17 protein-coding genes are annotated in these 18,721 nt (G+C 56.2%); 7 read left to right on the top strand and 10 right to left on the bottom strand.

Annotated features, from left to right (window positions below; genetic code table 11):
- Window positions 1–69: 69 nt before the first annotated feature.
- Window positions 70–507: a YqaE/Pmp3 family membrane protein gene (locus V9K67_RS13765; RefSeq protein WP_336723387.1), complete on the bottom strand. Its 438-nt coding sequence runs from the start codon at window positions 505–507 to the stop codon at window positions 70–72.
- A gap of 232 nt (window positions 508–739) precedes the next feature.
- On the opposite strand from V9K67_RS13765, the gene V9K67_RS13760 reads away from it, so the two are divergent.
- Entirely contained in the window at window positions 740–1,090 is a 351-nt protein-coding gene (locus V9K67_RS13760; RefSeq protein WP_336723385.1) for a hypothetical protein, read from the top strand.
- A gap of 248 nt (window positions 1,091–1,338) precedes the next feature.
- On the top strand, window positions 1,339–1,713 hold the full coding sequence (locus tag V9K67_RS13755; RefSeq protein WP_336723384.1) for a septal ring lytic transglycosylase RlpA family protein: 375 nt from the start codon (window positions 1,339–1,341) through the stop codon (window positions 1,711–1,713).
- Here the strand turns inward: V9K67_RS13755 and V9K67_RS13750 are convergent, their stop codons facing one another.
- A complete protein-coding gene (locus V9K67_RS13750) occupies window positions 1,714–2,574 on the bottom strand; it encodes a dienelactone hydrolase family protein (RefSeq protein ID WP_336723383.1) in 861 nt (286 codons plus the stop codon). It abuts the gene before it with no gap.
- A 153-nt stretch (window positions 2,575–2,727) separates the two neighbouring features.
- Between V9K67_RS13750 and prfB the strand changes: the two genes are divergently transcribed.
- Window positions 2,728–3,823 (top strand): peptide chain release factor 2 gene (prfB, locus tag V9K67_RS13745; protein WP_336723382.1). Its coding sequence is split into 2 segments (ribosomal slippage): window positions 2,728–2,775 and window positions 2,777–3,823, totalling 1,095 coding nucleotides; the frame shifts between segments, so codons are not numbered across the junction.
- Between the two features lie 79 nt (window positions 3,824–3,902).
- On the opposite strand, the gene V9K67_RS13740 is transcribed toward prfB, so the two are convergent.
- Window positions 3,903–5,414 carry a serine hydrolase gene (locus V9K67_RS13740; RefSeq protein ID WP_336723380.1) on the bottom strand — a complete coding sequence of 504 codons (1,512 nt, stop codon included), beginning with the start codon at window positions 5,412–5,414 and terminating at the stop codon, window positions 3,903–3,905.
- A gap of 244 nt (window positions 5,415–5,658) precedes the next feature.
- On the opposite strand from V9K67_RS13740, the gene V9K67_RS13735 reads away from it, so the two are divergent.
- Window positions 5,659–6,273, top strand: coding sequence for a DUF4142 domain-containing protein (locus tag V9K67_RS13735; RefSeq protein WP_336723379.1), 615 nt, complete (start codon window positions 5,659–5,661; stop codon window positions 6,271–6,273).
- Between the two features lie 94 nt (window positions 6,274–6,367).
- On the opposite strand, the gene V9K67_RS13730 is transcribed toward V9K67_RS13735, so the two are convergent.
- The 3 genes from V9K67_RS13730 to secDF all read right to left on the bottom strand — a co-directional run bounded on the left by V9K67_RS13730 (window position 6,368) and on the right by secDF (window position 11,756).
- On the bottom strand, window positions 6,368–7,924 hold the full coding sequence (locus V9K67_RS13730) for an acyl-CoA mutase large subunit family protein (protein WP_336723378.1): 1,557 nt from the start codon (window positions 7,922–7,924) through the stop codon (window positions 6,368–6,370).
- Between the two features lie 74 nt (window positions 7,925–7,998).
- Window positions 7,999–8,535 (bottom strand): DUF7935 family protein, encoded by a 537-nt coding sequence (locus tag V9K67_RS13725; protein ID WP_336723376.1) that lies wholly within the window; start codon window positions 8,533–8,535, stop codon window positions 7,999–8,001.
- 98 nt (window positions 8,536–8,633) lie between these two features.
- The gene (gene secDF, locus V9K67_RS13720) at window positions 8,634–11,756 is read right to left on the bottom strand and encodes a protein translocase subunit SecDF (RefSeq protein ID WP_336723374.1); all 3,123 of its coding nucleotides are present in this window, start codon (window positions 11,754–11,756) and stop codon (window positions 8,634–8,636) included.
- 237 nt (window positions 11,757–11,993) lie between these two features.
- Here secDF and V9K67_RS13715 point away from each other — a divergent pair, with 237 nt between their 5' ends.
- Window positions 11,994–13,211: a pyridoxal phosphate-dependent aminotransferase gene (locus V9K67_RS13715; RefSeq protein WP_336723373.1), complete on the top strand. Its 1,218-nt coding sequence runs from the start codon at window positions 11,994–11,996 to the stop codon at window positions 13,209–13,211.
- A gap of 75 nt (window positions 13,212–13,286) precedes the next feature.
- Here V9K67_RS13715 and coaE read toward each other — a convergent pair whose 3' ends face one another.
- From coaE to nusB, 4 genes are all read right to left on the bottom strand, one after another.
- Window positions 13,287–13,883 (bottom strand): dephospho-CoA kinase, encoded by a 597-nt coding sequence (gene coaE, locus V9K67_RS13710; RefSeq protein WP_336723372.1) that lies wholly within the window; start codon window positions 13,881–13,883, stop codon window positions 13,287–13,289.
- Window positions 13,884–14,369: 486 nt separating this feature from the next.
- The gene (gene yajC / locus V9K67_RS13705; RefSeq protein ID WP_336723370.1) at window positions 14,370–14,696 is read right to left on the bottom strand and encodes a preprotein translocase subunit YajC; all 327 of its coding nucleotides are present in this window, start codon (window positions 14,694–14,696) and stop codon (window positions 14,370–14,372) included.
- A gap of 26 nt (window positions 14,697–14,722) precedes the next feature.
- Window positions 14,723–15,175 carry a DUF1573 domain-containing protein gene (locus V9K67_RS13700; protein WP_336723369.1) on the bottom strand — a complete coding sequence of 151 codons (453 nt, stop codon included), beginning with the start codon at window positions 15,173–15,175 and terminating at the stop codon, window positions 14,723–14,725.
- A 150-nt stretch (window positions 15,176–15,325) separates the two neighbouring features.
- On the bottom strand, window positions 15,326–16,252 hold the full coding sequence (gene nusB, locus V9K67_RS13695; protein WP_336723368.1) for a transcription antitermination factor NusB: 927 nt from the start codon (window positions 16,250–16,252) through the stop codon (window positions 15,326–15,328).
- Between the two features lie 330 nt (window positions 16,253–16,582).
- On the opposite strand from nusB, the gene V9K67_RS13690 reads away from it, so the two are divergent.
- Together V9K67_RS13690 and groL are read left to right on the top strand one after the other, a co-directional pair.
- Window positions 16,583–16,864 carry a co-chaperone GroES gene (locus tag V9K67_RS13690; protein WP_414696774.1) on the top strand — a complete coding sequence of 94 codons (282 nt, stop codon included), beginning with the start codon at window positions 16,583–16,585 and terminating at the stop codon, window positions 16,862–16,864.
- Between the two features lie 82 nt (window positions 16,865–16,946).
- Complete coding sequence (gene groL / locus V9K67_RS13685; RefSeq protein ID WP_336723366.1) at window positions 16,947–18,581, top strand: chaperonin GroEL; 1,635 nt, start codon at window positions 16,947–16,949, stop codon at window positions 18,579–18,581.
- Window positions 18,582–18,721: the final 140 nt, after the last annotated feature.

The raw sequence follows: 18,721 nt of genomic DNA, 5'->3' as shown, positions 1-18,721 counted from the left end.
CGTTGGCATCCCCCAACGAAAAAGCCGTGCAGGACGCACGGCTTTTTCGTTTACGTGAAGACAATTTTTTTAGGCATCACCCAGGATCACGATCAGCGAATAGATCAGACCCGGGAAGTAAAACAGCAGGGTCAGCAGCAGGGAAATCCAGAACTTACTGTTGATCTCTCCCTGGTGCAGGTAAACAGCCAGCGGCGGTAACAGGATACAAATGATCACCAGCGCCAGCGTGCTCAGCGGCTCCTTGCCGGCCTTCTTCTGCGCCTTGTACTCCTTGACCGCCTTTTTCACTTCTTTCAGACGTTCTTTCCGTTCCCGGCCAGACAGGGACTTGAAATCGTTCACAGCCGACTGAACCGTTGTCGGGTCGGGCTCTGTAGGAGGGTTTGCCGGGGCTACCGGGGCTACGGGGGCTACGGGGGCTACCATGCTTACAGCTGCCGCATCGGTGGTCAGGGTCGCCAGTGCCAGGAGCACCACCAACATGCGGGTAAAAATTCTTCTCATTGACATAAAATTTTTGAGTGAAGGATAGAATCTCTGCCACAATATAAAAAAATTGGGCCACGCTCTGCGGTTATGGCTCACTGTTATCCGCAAGGGCAGAAAATTTAGGTGTCCCGGCCGGTTGCCCCCGAAGAAGCCCGGCCGTAACGGTCCCGCCGAAATAGCCGCCACCGCGCAAAAGCGGCATAATGTTTCGTCCTCATAACCATTCATCACCTTAAAACCATGTTGTATGGAAGCAGGAAGCAATCCCTCGAAAGACAGAAACAGTGCAGGGCAGGAAGGCCGGCAATCAGGCGAAAATTCCGGGTTATTTGCGGGAAGCGATGAAAATGCCCGGGCGGCCCGCCAGCAGGCATCCGCCACCACGCAGGGCGACGATACCCGTCCCCGCATCAACCTGGACAATGATATCGATGCCCAGGAAGCCCAGAACGTAAGCGACAGTTCGCGCCTGGAAGGCGGCGAAGCCGAGAAGGCGCGCAACAAGGCCACCGAAGGCATCCGGCAGGGGCGCGACGACAGCCAGAGCGGCAATAACCAGCGCAACCAGGGCGATAACGATCAGTTGGGCCGGGGATAACGAGAGCCGCCAGGTAAAGAGAAGCCTTTCCTGGGACCAGGGACCGCCCGTGCAGGCCCGGGTTCGCGGAAAGGTTTTTTTTGAAGGCGCCCCCGGTTGGGGCGTTTCGGAAACAGGGCGCACCGCCGGCAGGAAAAGCAACAGCCAACAGGCAATAAGCAAGGTGTAATGAGTACATTGCAGCGCGCATCACGGATGATGATGTTCGTTTTCGTTGTTACCGATACCATCACGTTTACCCGAATTACATGAAATGCACTTCCCTTTCCCTGCTGCTTTGCCTGTTGTTGTTGGCTTCCTGCGCCCGGAAGATCACCCAGACCGGTAAAGCTTCCTACTATGCCGATAAATTCAATGGCCGGAAAACCGCCAATGGCGAGATTTTTAGCAACAACGAGCTGACGGCGGCGCACAAGACCCTTCCCTTCGGCACCCGCGTAAAGGTGACCAACGTGAATAACGGTAAGTCGGTCAACGTGCGCATCAACGACCGTGGACCCTTTGTTGCCGGGCGTTCCATTGACCTGTCGAAAAAAGCGGCGCAACGCATCGGCATCGTCCACCAGGGCGTGGGAAATGTCAAGATGCGCTACAAGCAGAAACGGCCAAAAAGGCGGCGCTGATCAGGAGCGCCGCAGGTATTTTCCGAAAAAGTCCAGGGTCCGCTGCCAGGCCAGTTTGGCCGCCGCTTCGTTGTAGCGGGTAGGAGCGGTGTCGTTGTGGAAGGCATGGTTGACGCCTTCATAGAGGTACAATTCGTAAGGAGTGCCGGCTTTTTTCAGCGCTTCCTCGTAGGCCGGGATGCCCGCGTTGATGCGTTCGTCCAGGCCCGCATAATGCAGCTGTACGGCGCCTTTGATGCGCGGCACGTCGGTGGCTTCGGGCTGGCGGCCGTAAAAGGCTACGGCCGCTTTCAGGGCCGGCACGTTCACCGCCAGGTGGTTGGCCATGGCGCCGCCCCAGCAAAAGCCCACGCAACCGTAGTTTTTGTTGCTGTCCTTCCGGGTATCCAGGTAATCGAACACGCGGATAAAGTTTTTGCGGGTGTCGGCCTCGTTCAGCTTCGTGAACTGCTGGCGGGCCTCGTCCTCATTGGCCGGGGTACCGCCCAGGGGCGACAGGGCATTAGGGGCAATGGCCAGATAGCCCGCCTGGGCGGCCCTGCGGGTCACATCCTCGATATGGGCGTTCAGGCCCCGGTTTTCGTGAATGACCACCACGGCCGGGTACGTTCTCATCTTCCGGGGGCGGGCTACGTAGGCCTGCATCAGGGTATTGCCTTCCCCGGGGTAAGTGATTCTTTCGGTAAACAGGTCGTCTTCCTTCACGGTGGCCGCATGGGCATACGAGCTTTCCAGGAAGGGCAGCATGTTGGTGGCGGCAGCAATGCTGCCGGTAAGCAGGGCCAGCCGACGCAGGAATTCCTGCCGGCTCAGGGGCTTGTGGGTGTACTCGTCGTAGAGGTTAATGATGCGCTGATCCATCTTTTTAGGAATTAGTTAATTGGTTAATTGGGGTATTGGGAGGGTGCCGTCCTAAATATAGGGATTTTCAACAGCCCCCGGTTATCGGTCCCTAATATCCCAATTAACCAATTAACCAATACCCCAATATTCCAATTCCCTATCTTTGGCGCTATGACATTAGAACACATTAAGGATATGAGGGATCGCGTACTGGTCCTGAGGAGGTTTCTTTGACGTCGAGAACCGACGTGATAAGATATCCAACGACAAACAACTGTCGCTTTCGCCGGGTTTCTGGGACGATAATGCCCGGGCCACGGCCATTCTGAAAGACATTAAGCTGAACGAATTCTGGGTACACCTGTACGAGCAGGTGGAAGCCAGCGTGGAGGACTTTGCCGTGCTGTTCGAATTCTGGAAGGAAGGAGAAGGCACCGAAGAAGAAGTGAAGTCCGCCTACGAGGGAGCGCTCCGGAAGATCGAGGAGGCCGAGTTCAAGAGCACGCTGAACGAGCCGGAGGACGAACTGCCGGCCGTGCTGCAGATCAACTCGGGCGCCGGCGGCACCGAAAGCCAGGACTGGGCCGAAATACTGGCCCGCATGTACCGCATGTACGGCGAGAAGCAGGGCTGGAAGGTCACCGAGCTCGACTGGCAGGCAGGCGACGGCGCCGGCATCAAAACCTGCACCCTGCAGTTTGAAGGACCTTTTGCCTACGGCTTCCTGAAGGCCGAAAGCGGGGTGCACCGCCTGGTGCGCATCTCGCCCTTCGACTCCAATGCCCGCAGGCATACCTCCTTTGCTTCGGTCTACGTGTACCCGCTGATCGACGATACCATCGAGATCGAGGTGAGCCCGTCCGACGTGGAATGGGCCTTCTTCCGAAGCGGCGGCGCCGGTGGCCAGAACGTGAACAAGGTGGAAACGGCCGTTCGCCTGACCCACAAGCCCACGGGCATCATCGTGGAATGCCAGCAGGCGCGTACGCAGGGTGAAAACCGCGAAAAGGCCATGACCATGCTGAAAAGCCGCCTGTACGAGGAGGAGCTGCGCAAGCGCGAAGCCATCAAGAACGCCACCAATGCCAGCAAGAAAAAGATCGAGTGGGGCTCGCAGATCCGCAGCTACGTGTTCCATCCCTACAAAATGATCAAGGACCACCGGACCGACTACGAGGTGGGCAACGTGCAGCCGGTAATGGATGGTGAGCTCGATGGGTTCATCAAAGCCTTCCTGATGATGGAAAAGGAAACCGAGGCTTCCTAAGTTTTTTCATAACATTCTTCGACAAAGCCACTGCCTTCCGGCGGTGGCTTTGTCGTTTCCTTTCTTTAGCTACTCACGCTTACGGCTGTTTGACGAAGGTGTAGGGATCATATTCCACAAATTCGTTCTGGCGGGTGGTAACCGAGCGTACCCGGCCGCCGGCAATGTCGAACTTTATGGTAAAGATGCCGTATTCGATGTTGTTGTATTGCAGCAGCCATTCGCCGTTGTCCAGGTAATCCAGCGTGGCCCACAGGTCGGGTTTGGCGCCGAAGCTGATCTTCAAGCGTTTTCCTTCCGGTTTGATGGTAATGGGGCCGTACAATTCATTCGAATAGGTGCCGGCATAGGCCGAAAGGGGCAGCTCGGGAGCATTGTTCTTTATTCTTTTTTTCCAGCCGGCGATTTCCTGCAACTGGGCTTTTTGATCTTCCTGGTAAGAGGTCCGGTACTGCTGGCTGCGGTCCTGGTAGGGAACACCCAGGTAGGCGTCCAGCAGTTGGTACCGCAGGGCCTCGAAAAAGCTCTGGTCATCGTTGTTGGTCAGGATGGCAATGCCCAGCCGTTCTTCCGGCACAAAACAAACATTGCTGACCATGCCGCCGGCCCCGCCCGTATGCCAGAAGATCTGGCGGCCGTTATAGTCGGCGGAGAAAAGGCCCAGCCCATAACCGCGGAAGTGCAGGGGCAGCAGCACCGACTTGCGGCTGGAGGTAATGATGTTCACATCGCGGGTCTTTTGCAGCACGCTCCAGGGCAGTACGGGGCGGCCCTGGTACCTGCCGCTGTCGAGCTGGAACTGGAGCCAGTGGGCCAGGTCCGACACGTTGCTGGTGATGCTGGCGGCCGGCGCCAGGTTGTTCCAGTTGTCGTAGGGCACCTGCTGCAGGGTGCCGGTAAAGCTGGTGGTATACGGAACGGCCACATTGGGCTGTTGGGCCACACCGGTAGACAGCACCAGCGTCTGGTTCATCTCCAGCGGGCGCAGCAGGCTGTCGCGGACAAAATCTTCCCAGGAGCGGCCCGTCACCTTCGGAATGACCTGGCCGGCCGTCAGGTAGCAGCTGTTGCAGTAGCCATAGCTCTGGCGGAACAGCAGGGAAGGCCGCAGCAGGCGCATGCGCTGCATGATGGCTTCGCGGCTGAGGGTGGTGTTCCAGAAGGTAAAATCGCCCTGGAAGGTTTTGGTGCCGATGCGGTGGGAGAGCAGGTCCCTGATGGTTACGAGGCTGGTGGTAACGGTATCGTACAACCGGTAATCCGGAAAGTGCCGGGTAACTTTGTCGTCGAGGGATAACAGGCCCCTGGTTTCCAGCAGGGCCAGGGCCGTGCCGGTAAACAGCTTTGTATTCGAGGCGATCATGAACAGGGTATGCGCGTCCACCGGCTTGCCGCCCAGGCTGCGCACCCCAAAGCCTTTCTGCACCACCACCTTGCCGTCCTTCACCACCACCATCGCCAGCCCGGGGATCTGCCATTGCTTCAATCCTTTCTCAATATAACCGTCAAGGCTATCCGTAATAAAAGAGGGTGTTTGTGCCCGGCACCACAGTACCATCAGCAAAGCGGGAAGCAGCAGGAACTTTTTCATATAAATGCAAAAATAAAAAGTTCACGAGTTTGGGAGAAGAGTTCCTGAGTTTCTGAGTTCCTGGGTTCCTGAGTTGGCGTCATTCCGAAAAGGCGAAGCCTGAAGAAAGCCAAACTACAAAAGTCTTCAGGACTTTTGTAGTTTTCCTCCTAACTCAGGAACTTAGGAACTCAGGAACTAAACTGTTAAACGTTCTTTTTGGCACAAATTTTCGAGGCAGCACCTATAAATAAACGTATAGCGTATGAAAAAGACATTTTCCGTAGCGGCAGTATTTGCTGCAGCTCTTCTGTGGTCCTGTGGTGGCGGCGGCGATCACGACAGCACCAGCGACACGGCAGGGATGGAAACTACGCCTACCACGACCATGCCGGATACGACCTCTATGGCGCCTCCTCCTCCTACTTATGATGCCACGCCCCTGGAGAAAGCCGATAAGGACTTTGTGGTGAAAGCGGCCTCCGGCGGTATTATGGAAGTGGAACTGGGGAATATTGCCCAACAGAATGCCGCCAGCCAGCGGGTAAAGGATTTTGCCGCCATGCTGGTGCGTGACCATTCCAAGGCCAACGACGAGCTGAATGCGCTTGCCTCGGCCAAAGGCACCATGATCAACAAAGATTCGCTGCTGAACCTGCACAAGGGCCATATCGAAAGCCTGCAGAAAAAGACCGGCGCCGAATTCGACAAGGCCTACATGAAAATGATGGTGAGCGACCACCAGGAAGATGTCAGCAAGTTCCAGAACAAGGCCAACAATGGCAAGGACTCGGCCCTGAAAACCTGGGCCGCCGCCACGGTGCCGACCCTGCGCATGCACCTCGACTCGGCCAAAGCAATCAACAGCAGTTTAAAATAACGTCAGTAATCAGCAACTACAGATGAAAAAAGCGCATCCGTTCCGGGTGCGCTTTTTTCATGACCGGCAGTGCCTGTTGCTTATTGCCCATTGCCTATTGTTTGTGTTCCCCGAAAACCTCCCGGAGCACATCGGAAATTTCGCCCAGGGTGCAGTACGTTTCCACGGCTTCCAGCACGGCGGGCATCAGGTTTTCCCCGCTGATGGCTTTGCGGCGGATCGCCTCCAGGCAAGCCGCCACCTGCTCTTTATCTCGTTGCGCTCTTATCCCTCTGAGCCTTTCGATCTGGCCGGTGGCGATGGCATCGTCCACCTTAAACACCGGCACGGGGGCTTCCGCCTCCACCTGGAATTTATTGACGCCCACGATGATCTTTTCCCCGGTTTCGGCCTGGCGCTGGAACCGGTAGGCGCTGCGGGCGATCTCTTCCTGCATAAAGCCCTGCTCGATGGCGGCTACGCTGCCGCCCAGGCCGTCGATCCGCTCCATCAGTTCCAGGGCCTTTTGTTCCATTTCCGTGGTCAGGGCTTCCACGAAGTAGGAGCCGGCCAGGGGGTCGGCCGTGTCGGCCACGCCGCTTTCAAAGGCCAGCACCTGCTGGGTGCGCAGCGCCAGGCGGGCCGCCTCCTCGGTGGGCAGGCTCAGGGCCTCGTCAAAGCCGTTGGTATGGAGCGACTGGGTGCCGCCCAGCACGGCCGACAGGGCCTGCAGGGTCACCCGCACAATGTTGTTTTGGGGCTGCTGGGCCGTGAGGGTGCTGCCGCCGGTCTGGGTGTGAAACCGCAGCATCAGGGCCTTGGGGTCGGTAGCGCCCAGGCTCTTCATGGTATGCGCCCAGATGCGGCGGGCGGCGCGGAACTTGGCCACCTCTTCGAACAGGTGGTTGTGGGCATTGAAGAAAAAGGAGAGGCGACGGCCGAACACATCGATGTTCAGCCCTTTGCGGAGGGCGGCTTCCACGTAAGCCTTGCCGTTGCTGAGGGTGAAGGCAACCTCCTGGGCGGCCGTGCTGCCGGCCTCGCGGATGTGGTAGCCCGAAATGGAAATGGTGTTCCATTTGGGCAGCTCGTGGCTGCACCATTCAAAGATGTCGGTGATGATGCGCATGGACGGCTGGGGCGGGTAAATATAGGTGCCCCGGGCGGCGTACTCCTTTAAAATATCGTTCTGGATGGTGCCGGACAGCTGCGACAGGTCGGCGCCCTGCTTTTTGGCCAGGGCCACGTAAAACGCCAGCAGGATAAAGGCGGTAGCATTAATGGTCATCGAGGTGGTGACGTCCTGCAGCCGGATGCCGTGGAACAGCGCTTCCATGTCGGCCAGGGTATCAATGGCCACGCCTGTTTTGCCTACCTCGCCTTCGGCCAGCGGGTGATCGCTGTCGTAGCCGATCTGGGTGGGCAGGTCAAAGGCCACGCTCAGGCCGCTGACGCCCTGTCCCAGCAGGTAGCGGTAGCGCCGGTTGCTTTCCTCCGCGGTGGAAAAGCCGGCATACTGGCGCATGGTCCACAGCCTGCCCCGGTACATGTCGGGCTGGATGCCCCGGGTAAATGGATATGCACCCGGTACCTCCCCGGTCTGCGGAGGTCTGTCTCCTTGATAATAAACTGGTTTGATTTCGATGCCGCTGTCCGTATACACCTGTTTCATCCTTTTTTGAGTTTACGGGTTTACGAGTTTACAAGTTCACGGGTTCTTCCTCTCCCAATTAACCAATTGCCCCTTTAAGAGCGGTGGAGTATTTTTTTCGCTTCGAAGTTCAGCGCATTCAGCACAATGCTATGGAGGGCGGCGTCGCGCTGGTTCATGACCACTTCCACGAGCTGGCGGTTCAGGTCGGTAGACCGGGCGTCGGGGGGCAGGATGCTGGCGATCTGGTTGATGAGCAGCATGTTCTGGTCCTTCAGGTTGCGCACTGCTTCCCAGGCCACGTCGCTGACATAGATCTGCTGGGAGGAGTTGTACTCGAACTCCTGCTTGATGCTTTCCAGCAGCAGCACCTGCATTTCCCGGGCGCTGAAGTCGGGCTGGTTCAGGCGGCTCACGAGGTTGGGCAGGGCAATGCGTTCGGTCAGCAGCACCAGCCGCTCGTAGGCCTGCAGCTGCAGGGGAAGGGTATCGGTGGTGGCCGCTACGGGCACAGGTGCTGGCCTGACGTCGGCCGAAGGCGGGGGGGCAGGCTTATTGGACTGGAAAAAGGCAACGATGGCCACCAGGAGGGCCAGGACGGAAAGAATGAGACTGATGGTAGTTTCCTGCATATGAGAAGTTGTGCGTAAATGTAATATAGCGGCGGCGCATCCCAACAAAAAAGCCCCAACCGGGAGGAAGGGGCTTTTTTGTTTATAAGGGAAGTTGCTTATTTGGCAGCTACCGGCTTCGTTTTCGGAGCAGCGTCTTCGCCCACTTCGGCAGGAGCGCCCAGGGCTTTCTTGCCGCCGAGGTCTACCAGGATGGGGGCCGCCACGAAGATCGACGAGTAGGTACCGGTGATCACACCGATGAGCATCGCGAAGGCAAAGCCGCGGGTCACCTCGCCACCTACCAGGAACAGGATCAGGATGGTCAGGAACACGGTCAGCGACGTCATGATGGTACGGCTCAGCGTTTCGTTGATCGCCTTGTTGATGATGGTCTCCTTGGGAGCACCCACCATCTGGCGGCTGTATTCGCGGATCCGGTCAAACACGATCACCGTATCGTTCATCGAGAAACCGATCACCGTCAGGATCGCCGCGATAAAGTGCTGGTCGATTTCCAGGGGGAACGGCACCACGTCCTTCAGGAACGAGAATACCGCCAGGGTTACCAGTACGTCGTGCAGCAGGGCGATGATCGTACCCACGGAATAGCGCCAGTCGCGGAAACGGATGAAGATATAGGTGGCGATGATCAGCACCGACCAGAAGGTGGCCCACTTGGCACCGGTTTTCAGGTCGTCGGACAGGGTGGGCAGCACGGTGGTGGAACCCAGCTTGTACTGCTGATCGAATTGGGCAAAGGTCAGGCCGGCGGGCAGGTGGCTCTTCAAACCGGTCCACAGCTTTTCTTCCACCAGCGAATCCACGCGGGGGCGGGTGTCTTCGATCATGTGCGAGGTGGTGATGTCGAGCTGGTTGTTGCCGCCGATGGTCTTGATCACGGGGCTTTCGCCGAAGGAGGCGGCCAGGTCGTTCCGCACCTGCTCCACGTTCACCGGCTTGTCGAAGCGTACCACGTAGCTGCGGCCGCCTTTGAATTCCACGCCTTCGTCGAAGCCATGGAAAATAGCACCCACGCCCAGGGCCAGCACGATAAAGGAGATGACGTAGGCCACTTTGCGGTATTCGATGAACTTGAAGTTGGCATGCTTGAAGATCCGCTTGGAGAGCGGGGTAAAGTATTCCAGGTGCTTGTTCTTGCTGGTGAACCATTCGGTCACCCAGCGGCTTACCAGGATGCCGCAGAACAGCGACAGCAGGATACCGATGATCTGGGTAGTGGCAAAACCTTTCACGGGGCCGAGGCCGAAGGAGAACAGGATGATGGCGGTCAGCAGGGTAGTGACGTGGGCATCCAGCACCGGGGGCAGCGAGCGGCGGTAGCCTTCGTTCACAGCCGGGATATAACCCTTACCGCGGGAAAGTTCTTCTTTAATACGCTCGTAAATGATTACGTTGGTGTCCACGGCCATACCGATGGTCAGTACCAGGCCGGCGATACCGGGGGCGGTCAGGGTGGCGCCCAGGCCGGTCAGCACGCCGATGGTGAACAGCAGGTTGAGGATCAGGGCGATGTTGGCCACCCAGCCGCTGGTATTGTAATACACCAGCATCAGCAGGAAGATCACGGCAAACGAAATGGCGAAGGCCATGATACCGCCCTGGATGGCGTCTTTACCCAGGGTGGGGCCTACCACCTGCTCCTGCACGATCTTGGCGGGGGCGGGCAGCTTACCGGATTTCAGGATGTTGGACAAGTCCTTGGCTTCCTGGGGCGAGAAGGAGCCGGAGATGGAAGAGCTTCCGCCTTCGATCCGGTCGTTCACGCGGGGAGCGCTGTATACGTTGTCGTCCAGCACGATGGCGATGGAACGGTTGATGTTGGCTGCGGTCAGGTCGCTCCACACGCGCGAACCGGTGGGGTTCATGCGCATGCTCACTTCCGGCTGGCCGGTGGTGGGGTTGTAGTCGTCGCGGGCGTCGATGATGGCTTCACCGCCCAGGGGGGCTTTCTCCCTTCCTTTGGTTTTGATGGCGTAGAGGGCTACGAAATCTGCTTTTTTGTTTTCCACCACGTCGGGGATGCCGTACATCCACACCAGGTCGGCGGGGAAGGCCGCACCCACCGAGGGGTTTTGCAGGTGTTCCCGTACAATGGCGGTATCGCGAACCGACACCAGGCCGATCTGGCCGTTATCGATGGGGCCCGACTGGGGGTTGATGGAGAAGGCGATGTACTGGCCGAGGCTCTGGCGGGTGGCGCCGGCATCGGTTTTGGCGGTGGCGGCCGGTGTCTTGCCCAGCTGGGCGGACAGGGCGCCGGTGTCTTTGCCGGCAGGGGTGGCAGCCAGGGCGCTGTCCTTGCGGGTAGTATCGGCGGTGGCAGCGGTATCGGCAGCTGCGGTAGCCGCTTTGCCGCCCTTCAGGTTGTTGAAGGCGTCATCGGCTTTCTGGATGCTGGCCATGATCTCGCTGATGTTGTACACTTCCCAGAACTGCAGGTTGGCCGAGGATTGCAGGTACTTGCGTACGCGTTCCTGGTCCTGAACGCCCGGCAGTTCCACGGTGATGATGCCGCGTTCTTTGTCGGGGTTGATGTTGGGCTGGGCGACGCCGAATTGGTCGATCCGGTTGCGCAGCACGCCGAAGGTGCGGTCAAAGGCGTCGTTGGCTTCGGTGCGGATCTGGCCGATCACCTTGTCGTCGGTGTCGGTGATCTTGATCTTGTCCTGGTTGGCGGTGGCGAAGAGGGAAGCCAGGCGGCCGTTGGGCGCCAGCTTCTTGTATTCTTCCACGAACAGGGTGACGAAGTCGGCATTGCTGTTGGCCTTTCTCCGGTCAGCGTTTTCCAGCGCTTTCTGGAAGTTGGGGTCCTTGGAGTTGTTCGACATGGAGCGGAGCAGGCCGGCCAGTTCCACTTCCATGGTGACGTTGATACCGCCCTGGAGGTCGAGGCCCAGGTTCAATTCGTTTTCTTTGGCCTGCTGGTAGCTGATCTTACCGGTCGGGCCATAATGGACAGTTACGTTCTTGGTGCTGTCGAGCAATCGTCTTAAACGGTCTTTATACGCACCCTCCAGGGTGTCCTGATAAAGCGTTTGAATTTCTTTGTTGTCGGGGTACTTTTGTTGAGCCGTAGGAAAATTGGCAGCCACAAATTCATGCGCTTTCTTTTCCATTTTGCCTTCATGGCTGCGCACCACCCAGGTAAAGGACAGTTCGTAAACCGAATAAAGGATGAGCAAAATGGTAAAAAAGCGTACCAGGCCTTTCAGTTGCATACACGTTTTTTTTTAAGAGGGGCAAATATAGCCTTTTCAGGCTAGATTCCTCCCGTAATTTCGGCGGCTTTTCGGTGCCCCGAAACCTGCGTGGGACAAGGACTTGCGCCCATTTTGGTCCCGGGCGCGGGGCGGGGTTCCTTCCGCCCTGTTTTAAAATTTTGCGGCATTCCCGGAATCCGTGTCGCCGACAACCAGAAGTTATTACATTTGCTGTCCTTATAAAATAGAATAGAAATGGAAATTGCATCCCAGGTACAACCGGTAGAGATTGCTTCCCGGTTGCTGCGTTTTAACGAGCCGGAAACGCTGAAGATGGCCAAGCTTGGCCGCGAGTTAAGAGCCAAAGGGTTTGATGTGATCGATCTGAGTGTGGGCGAGCCCGATTTCGATATCCCCCAGCATATAAAGGAAGCCGCCAAGAAGGCCATTGACGACAACTGGAGCCACTATTCGCCCGTTGCCGGCTATGCCGACCTGCGCGAAGCGGTTTGCCACAAGTTCAAAAGAGACAACAACCTGGAGTACACCATCGAGAACATCGTGGTGTCCACCGGCGCCAAGCAGAGCCTGGCCAATGTGATCCTGGCCCTGGTGAACGAAGGCGACGAAGTGCTGATCCCCACCCCGTACTGGGTGACCTATGCCGCCCTGGTGCAGCTGGCCCGCGGCGTAGTGGTGGAAATGAAGACCACCCCCGGCAGCGGCTACAAGATCACGCCCCAGGAGCTGGAAGCGGCCATCACCCCCAAGACCAAGGTGTTCATGTTCTCCTCGCCCTGTAACCCCAGCGGCGCGGTTTATTCCAAGGAAGAGCTGTCCGCCCTGGCCGACGTGTTCCGCAAGCACCCCCAGGTAAGCATTATCTCCGACGAGATCTACGAATACATCAACTACAACGGCAAGCACGAAAGCATCGCCCAGTTCGACGGCATGAAAGAGCGCACCATCGTGGTGAACGGCCTCAGTAAAGGTTTTGCCATGACCGGCTGGCGGATCGGCTTCATCGCCGCCCCCAAGGAAGTGGCCAAGGCCTGCGAAAAACTGCAGGGCCAGATCACCAGCGGTACCAATTCGGTCGCCCAGCGCGCCGCCATCACCGCCCTGACCTCGCCGCTCGACGCCACCCAGGAAATGGTAAAAGAGTTCGGCCGCCGCAAGGAAAGGGTAGTGGAACTGCTCGCCCAGATCGACGGTGTGAACCTGGCGGTTCCGGACGGCGCCTTCTACGCCTTTATCGAAGTGAAGAGCTACTTTGGTAAAAAGAACGGCGAAGAGGTGATCGGCAACGCCGACGAGCTGTGCATGTACCTGCTGAACAACGCCCACGTGTCTACCGTTACCGGCAGCGCTTTCGGCGACAGCGACTGTATCCGCCTGTCCTTTGCCAACAGCATGACCAACATCGAAAAAGGCCTGTCCCGCATCCAGGACGCGCTGAAGAAACTGCAATAAGCGGTTTGTTGGCAGAAACCATAAAAAAGGGCCCGCTTTTCACGAGGAAAAGCGGGCCCTTTTTTATGCACCCAACTACAAACCTTCCTGGCTTTTCCGCAGCAGCTCCTCGTGCAGCCTTAAAACCTGCGGAAGCACCGCCTGCAATTCATCATTCTCAATGACAAAGTCGCAGAGGCGCATTTTGATGGTTTCGTCGATCTGGCGGCGCATGCGGTTGAGCACTTCCTCGCGGGGAGCGTTGTCCCGTTCCATGGCCCGCTGCAGGCGCAGGGCCTGGGGGGCCCGCACCCCGATCACCTGGTCCAGGTCCCGGACCGACCCGCTTTCAAAGAGCAGCGCGGCCTCCTTGATCACGAAGGGGGCGGTTTGCCGCTCCATCCATTCCTGGGCATCCCGTATGGTAGGCGGGTGCACGAGGCGGTTGAGCAGGGCCAGCTTTTCGGGCGCATTGAAAACCAGGGCCGCCAGCCGCGAACGGTTCAGCTGATCGTCCGTGTACACGTCCTCGCCAAAGTGCTCCTTGATGCTGGCCATCAGTTCCTTGTCGGTATGGTACAGGCGCTTGGAGGCGGCGTCGGCATAATAGACCGGCACGCCCAGCAGCTCGAAAACCTTGGCAACGGTGGTCTTACCCGACCCGATGCCTCCTGTTATTCCTATTTTCAGCATATAACTAAGAGATAAAGAGGGAAAAGAGATAAAGAGTCATACCGCTTTAACATGGATAAATGGGGCGGAAGAGGAAGCCCGCAGGGCTTCACTGTGAATAGCCCCGGGTGAAACCCGGGGTCAGCCGGTGTTCATCCCGACAACCCCAACGGGGTTGATTGTGGGACCCACAACGGCAGGAACGTTCCCTGGGGGAAACCTATTCGAAATGTTTACCCAAATTAAAAGCGGTTGTCAATCGAACAGGACACATTCAACCCCTCCAGGGTTGTGGTAAGGACCTATGGTTGACCCCGGGTTTCACCCGGGGCTATTCACAGTGAAGCCCTGCGGGCTTCCTCTTCCGCCCAATTTATCCATGTTAAAGGGTATAAGTATGAAAATTAAGCGTAAAAAAGGAAAAGCATAAAAGGATCAAAACAAAAAAAGAGACAAGGAGCCTGTTTACTCTTTATCTCTTTTCACTCTTTTTACCGCTTAGCTTAGCTATTTGGCGGGGGTAGTAGTCGTACCCGTTTTATTCAGTTGGGTGCTCCATTCCAGGGAAATGGCGCTCTTTTCAATCTTGATATAGGAACCGGGGTTGATCTCCAGCTGAACGGTGCCGTCCTCGTTGACGCGGTTGACCACGCCATGGATGCCGGCGATGGTCACCACTTTATCGCCCTTTTGGATGTTGTCGATAAAGCTTTTTTGCTGTTTGGCCTTTTTCGCCTGCGGACGAATGAAGAACAGCCAGAACACAACGATCATCAATCCAAGGAAAATGAACTGGAAACCGCCGCCACCCTGGCCTGCTTGCAATAAATACATATTTGTTCGGGTTATTAGTGATGAAATTATTTCTTTTCGACTTCCAGGGCAAAGGAAAGCTCGTGCATTTCCGTTCCCTTGGTATTGGCGCCTACGTATACGGTCTTGCGCTGTTCGCCTTCGCGGCCTTTGCTGTCAAACTTGGCCTTGATGGCGCCTTCCCCGCCCGGGGCGATGGGTTGCTCGGGTTTTTCGGCCACGGTGCAGCCGCAGCTGGCGGAGGCATTGGTGATCACCAGGGGCTTGTCGCCGGTATTGCGGAAGCGCCACTGCACTTCCACCACTTGGCCTTCCTTCACCTTGGGCAGGTCCTGGTGCGTGCTGTCGAGCCATTGCAGGGTCGTGTAGTTCGCAGAGTCCGTGGCGGCAGTGGTGGCGGCGGTGGTCGAATCGCCGGAGGCGGCCTTCTTATCCTGGCTGCTGTTGGCGCAGGCGACCAGCAGGGAGCCGGCAAGCGCTATTAATAAAAATCGTTTCATGAAAACGGGTTAAGTCGTGCAAATGTAAAATGTAAAATATAGAATGTAAAATGTAAAATAAGGAAGCCGGGAATAAAGCCGGCAGGCTGTCCTATTGTGTTTTATATTTTTCCATCCATATTTTACATATTACCTTCTGCATTTTACATTTTATATTTTTTTAAAATCCGTTTTGTGCAGCTTACCCTGCTCCTGCAGCTCCTTGTGGATGTTGTCCAGGATGCCGTTGACGAACTGGCCGCTCTGCTGGGTGCTGTACTCCTTGGCGATGTCGATATACTCGTTGATGGTCACTTTGGGCGGGATGGTGTCGAAATAGCTGAACTCGGCCACACCCATTTTCATGATGATCATGTCGAGCAGGGCAATACGTTCGGCGTCCCAGTTTTTCAGCTTCGGTACGATCAGCGATTCGAGGTATTCTTTTTTCTCCAGCACGGTATTCAGCAGGCTTTTGGCAAATTCCCATTTGTCGGGGGCCACGATCTGCCGGAAGTTGAAGGTGCCGGGCTTGTGCAGGTAGCTTTTGAACAGCTGTACCACCATGTCGGCATCGTCGTCCCAGTTGATGAAAATCTCTTCGAGGTGGCTGGTAAACAGCTCGTTGGGCAGCAGCAGGTCGTTGAACAGGAAGTCCAGGATCTCGCGCTCCGATTTATAGGAACGCTCGGCTACGGCGATGTATTTTTTGTATTCAGGCGTTTCGGTCAGCAGGTAATAGAACTTGCGCACCAGGTCCTTGTCGATTTTCTGGTCGGGCCGGTCCTGGGCGGACTGGGCCTGCAGGGTGGGGTCTTCCTTGATCTTCCAGATGATCTCGTTACCGGAAATCTTGGTATTAACGTTCAGGTCCTCGGCGCTGGGCAGGTGCTTGGAGGAGCGGGCATAGGCGTCGGTTTCGGCGTAGGCGGCTATTTCCGTAAAAAAATGAATGAGGTAAATGAGGAGTTCGCGGGACTGGTCAAAATGTTTCTGCAGCAATTTTACGGGTTCGCCGGGCTTGATTTCTTTTTCCAGGGTGGCTAACGTATACAGGGTCTGCATCACTTTTACCCTAATATTTCTTCTGCTTATCATGTGATTAAGAACTGTTTGAGCCGGCGAAGATAGGCAATAAGTAATAAGCAATAAGCAATAGGCGATAAGCAATGAGCAATGGGCAACCTTTATATGGCCCATTGCCTATTGCTTATCGCCTATTGCTTATTGCCTATTATGCGTGCAATTTTGGCAGGTGCCTGTAAAAAATGTCCTACCGGAATGACCAAATAGTATGTTAAAGCTGCCAGACTGCAATTTTTTCCGGTTTCGGCCGCATGGCACAATTATCGACTACCTTCCGCGTCCCACCCGAAAACGGGATGTTTAAGGAAACCTTTCACTTAAAACCAAACAAAAAATACACGTATGGCTAACAAATTGAATGTTACCCCATTGCACGACAGAGTAATTGTGAAACCGGCTGCTGCCGAAGAAAAGACTGCCGGTGGTATCATTATCCCCGACACTGCCAAAGAAAAACCCCAGCGTGGTACCGTTGTGGCTGCCGGTCCTGGTAAAAAAGACGAGCCGGTAACCGTGAAAGAAGGCGACACCGTTCTGTACGGTAAATATGCCGGTACCGAGATCTCCATCGAAGGACAGGATTACCTGATCATGAGAGAAAGTGACATTTTAGCAATAGTGTAAGTACATCGGATCAACAGCGGCTGCCCCTACGCAGCTGGAACTTCATCCTTTAACCCCCAATCTTTACAAACAGCAACATATTATGGCTAAACAATTGTTTTTTGAAACCGACGCCCGCAACAAAATGAAAAAAGGCGTTGACGTTCTGGCAAACGCAGTAAAAGTAACCTTAGGCCCCAAAGGTCGCAACGTAGTGATCGAGAAGAAATTCGGCGCTCCCTCCGTTACCAAAGACGGTGTTTCCGTAGCCAAGGAAATCGACCTGGAAGACGCTATCGAGAACATGGGCGCCCAGATGGTGAAAGAAGTTGCCTCCAAAACTGCCGATGTGGCCGGTGACGGTACCACTACCGCTACCGTTCTGGCCCAGGCCATCATCACCGAAGGTCTGAAAAACGTTGCCGCCGGTGCCAACCCCATGGACCTGAAGCGTGGTATCGACAAGGCCGTTCGCGCCGTTGTGGATAACCTGCGCACCCAGTCCCAGGCTGTAGGTGACGACAACAAGAAAATCGAGCAGGTAGCTACCATCTCCGCCAACAACGACAGCGAGATCGGTAAGCTCATCGCTGAAGCCATGGCCAAAGTTTCCAAAGACGGTGTGATCACTATCGAAGAAGCCAAAGGTATCGAAACCGGTATCGAAGTGGTAGAAGGGATGCAGTTCGACCGCGGTTACATTTCTCCCTATTTCGTGACCAACAGCGAGAAAATGGAAGCCGAACTGGAGAACCCCTACATCCTGATCTACGACAAAAAGATCAGCAGCATGAAGGACATCCTGCATATCCTGGAAAAAGTAGCCCAGCAAGGCGCCCCCCTGCTGATCATCTCTGAAGACCTGGAAGGTGAAGCCCTGGCTACCCTGGTGGTGAACAAGCTGCGTGGCACCCTGCGAGTAGCTGCCGTGAAAGCCCCCGGCTTCGGCGACCGCCGCAAGGAAATGCTGCAGGACATCGCGATCCTGACCAAAGGCGTCGTGATCAGCGAAGAGCAAGGTTACAAGCTCGAGAACGCTGACCTGACCTACCTGGGTAAAGCCGAGCGCGTGGTGATCGACAAAGACAACACTACCGTTGTTGGCGGCCGTGGCGAAAAAGAAGCGATCGTTGCCCGTATCAACCAGATCAAATCCCAAATTCAAAATACCACTTCCGACTACGACCGTGAAAAGCTGCAGGAGCGCCTGGCTAAGCTGAGCGGTGGTGTAGCCGTGCTGAACGTAGGTGCCGCTACCGAAGTGGAAATGAAAGAGAAGAAAGACCGTGTGGACGACGCCCTGCACGCTACCCGCGCTGCCGTTGAAGAAGGCATCGTTCCGGGTGGTGGCGTAGCCTATGTTCGCGCCATCGCTTCCCTGGACAATATCCAAACCCTGAACAGCGACGAAGCTACCGGTGTACAGATCGTTCGCCGTTCCCTGGAAGAGCCCCTGCGCCAGATCGTGGAAAACTGCGGTATCGAAGGCAGCGTAGTGGTCAACAAGGTGAAGGAAGGCCAAGGCGACTTTGGTTTCAACGCCCGCACGGAGCAGTACGAAAACCTGATCGCTGCCGGTGTAATCGACCCCACTAAAGTGAGCCGTATCGCCCTGGAAAACGCTTCTTCCATTGCCGGTATGGTGCTGACCACCGAGTGCGTGATCGCCGACAAACCCGAACCCAAAGCCGCGGCTGCTCCTGCAATGCCGGGCGGTGGTATGGGTATGGATTACTAAGATCAACCCCACTGCGGAGCTCTGCTTCCGCAATGCAGAATATGGCCCTGTTTCGCCTTCGGCGAAACGGGGCTTTTTTGTTTCCGGCCGGTTTTAATCCCATGAATGGCAACAGTTTTGCAAGGGATTCCCCTGTTTAC

Source organism: Huijunlia imazamoxiresistens (genome assembly GCF_037132455.1).
Lineage (GTDB): Bacteria > Bacteroidota > Bacteroidia > Chitinophagales > Chitinophagaceae > Flavisolibacter > Flavisolibacter imazamoxiresistens.
The sequence above is the reverse complement of the archived record's forward strand: the minus strand, read 5'-3'. Positions and strand labels throughout refer to the sequence as shown.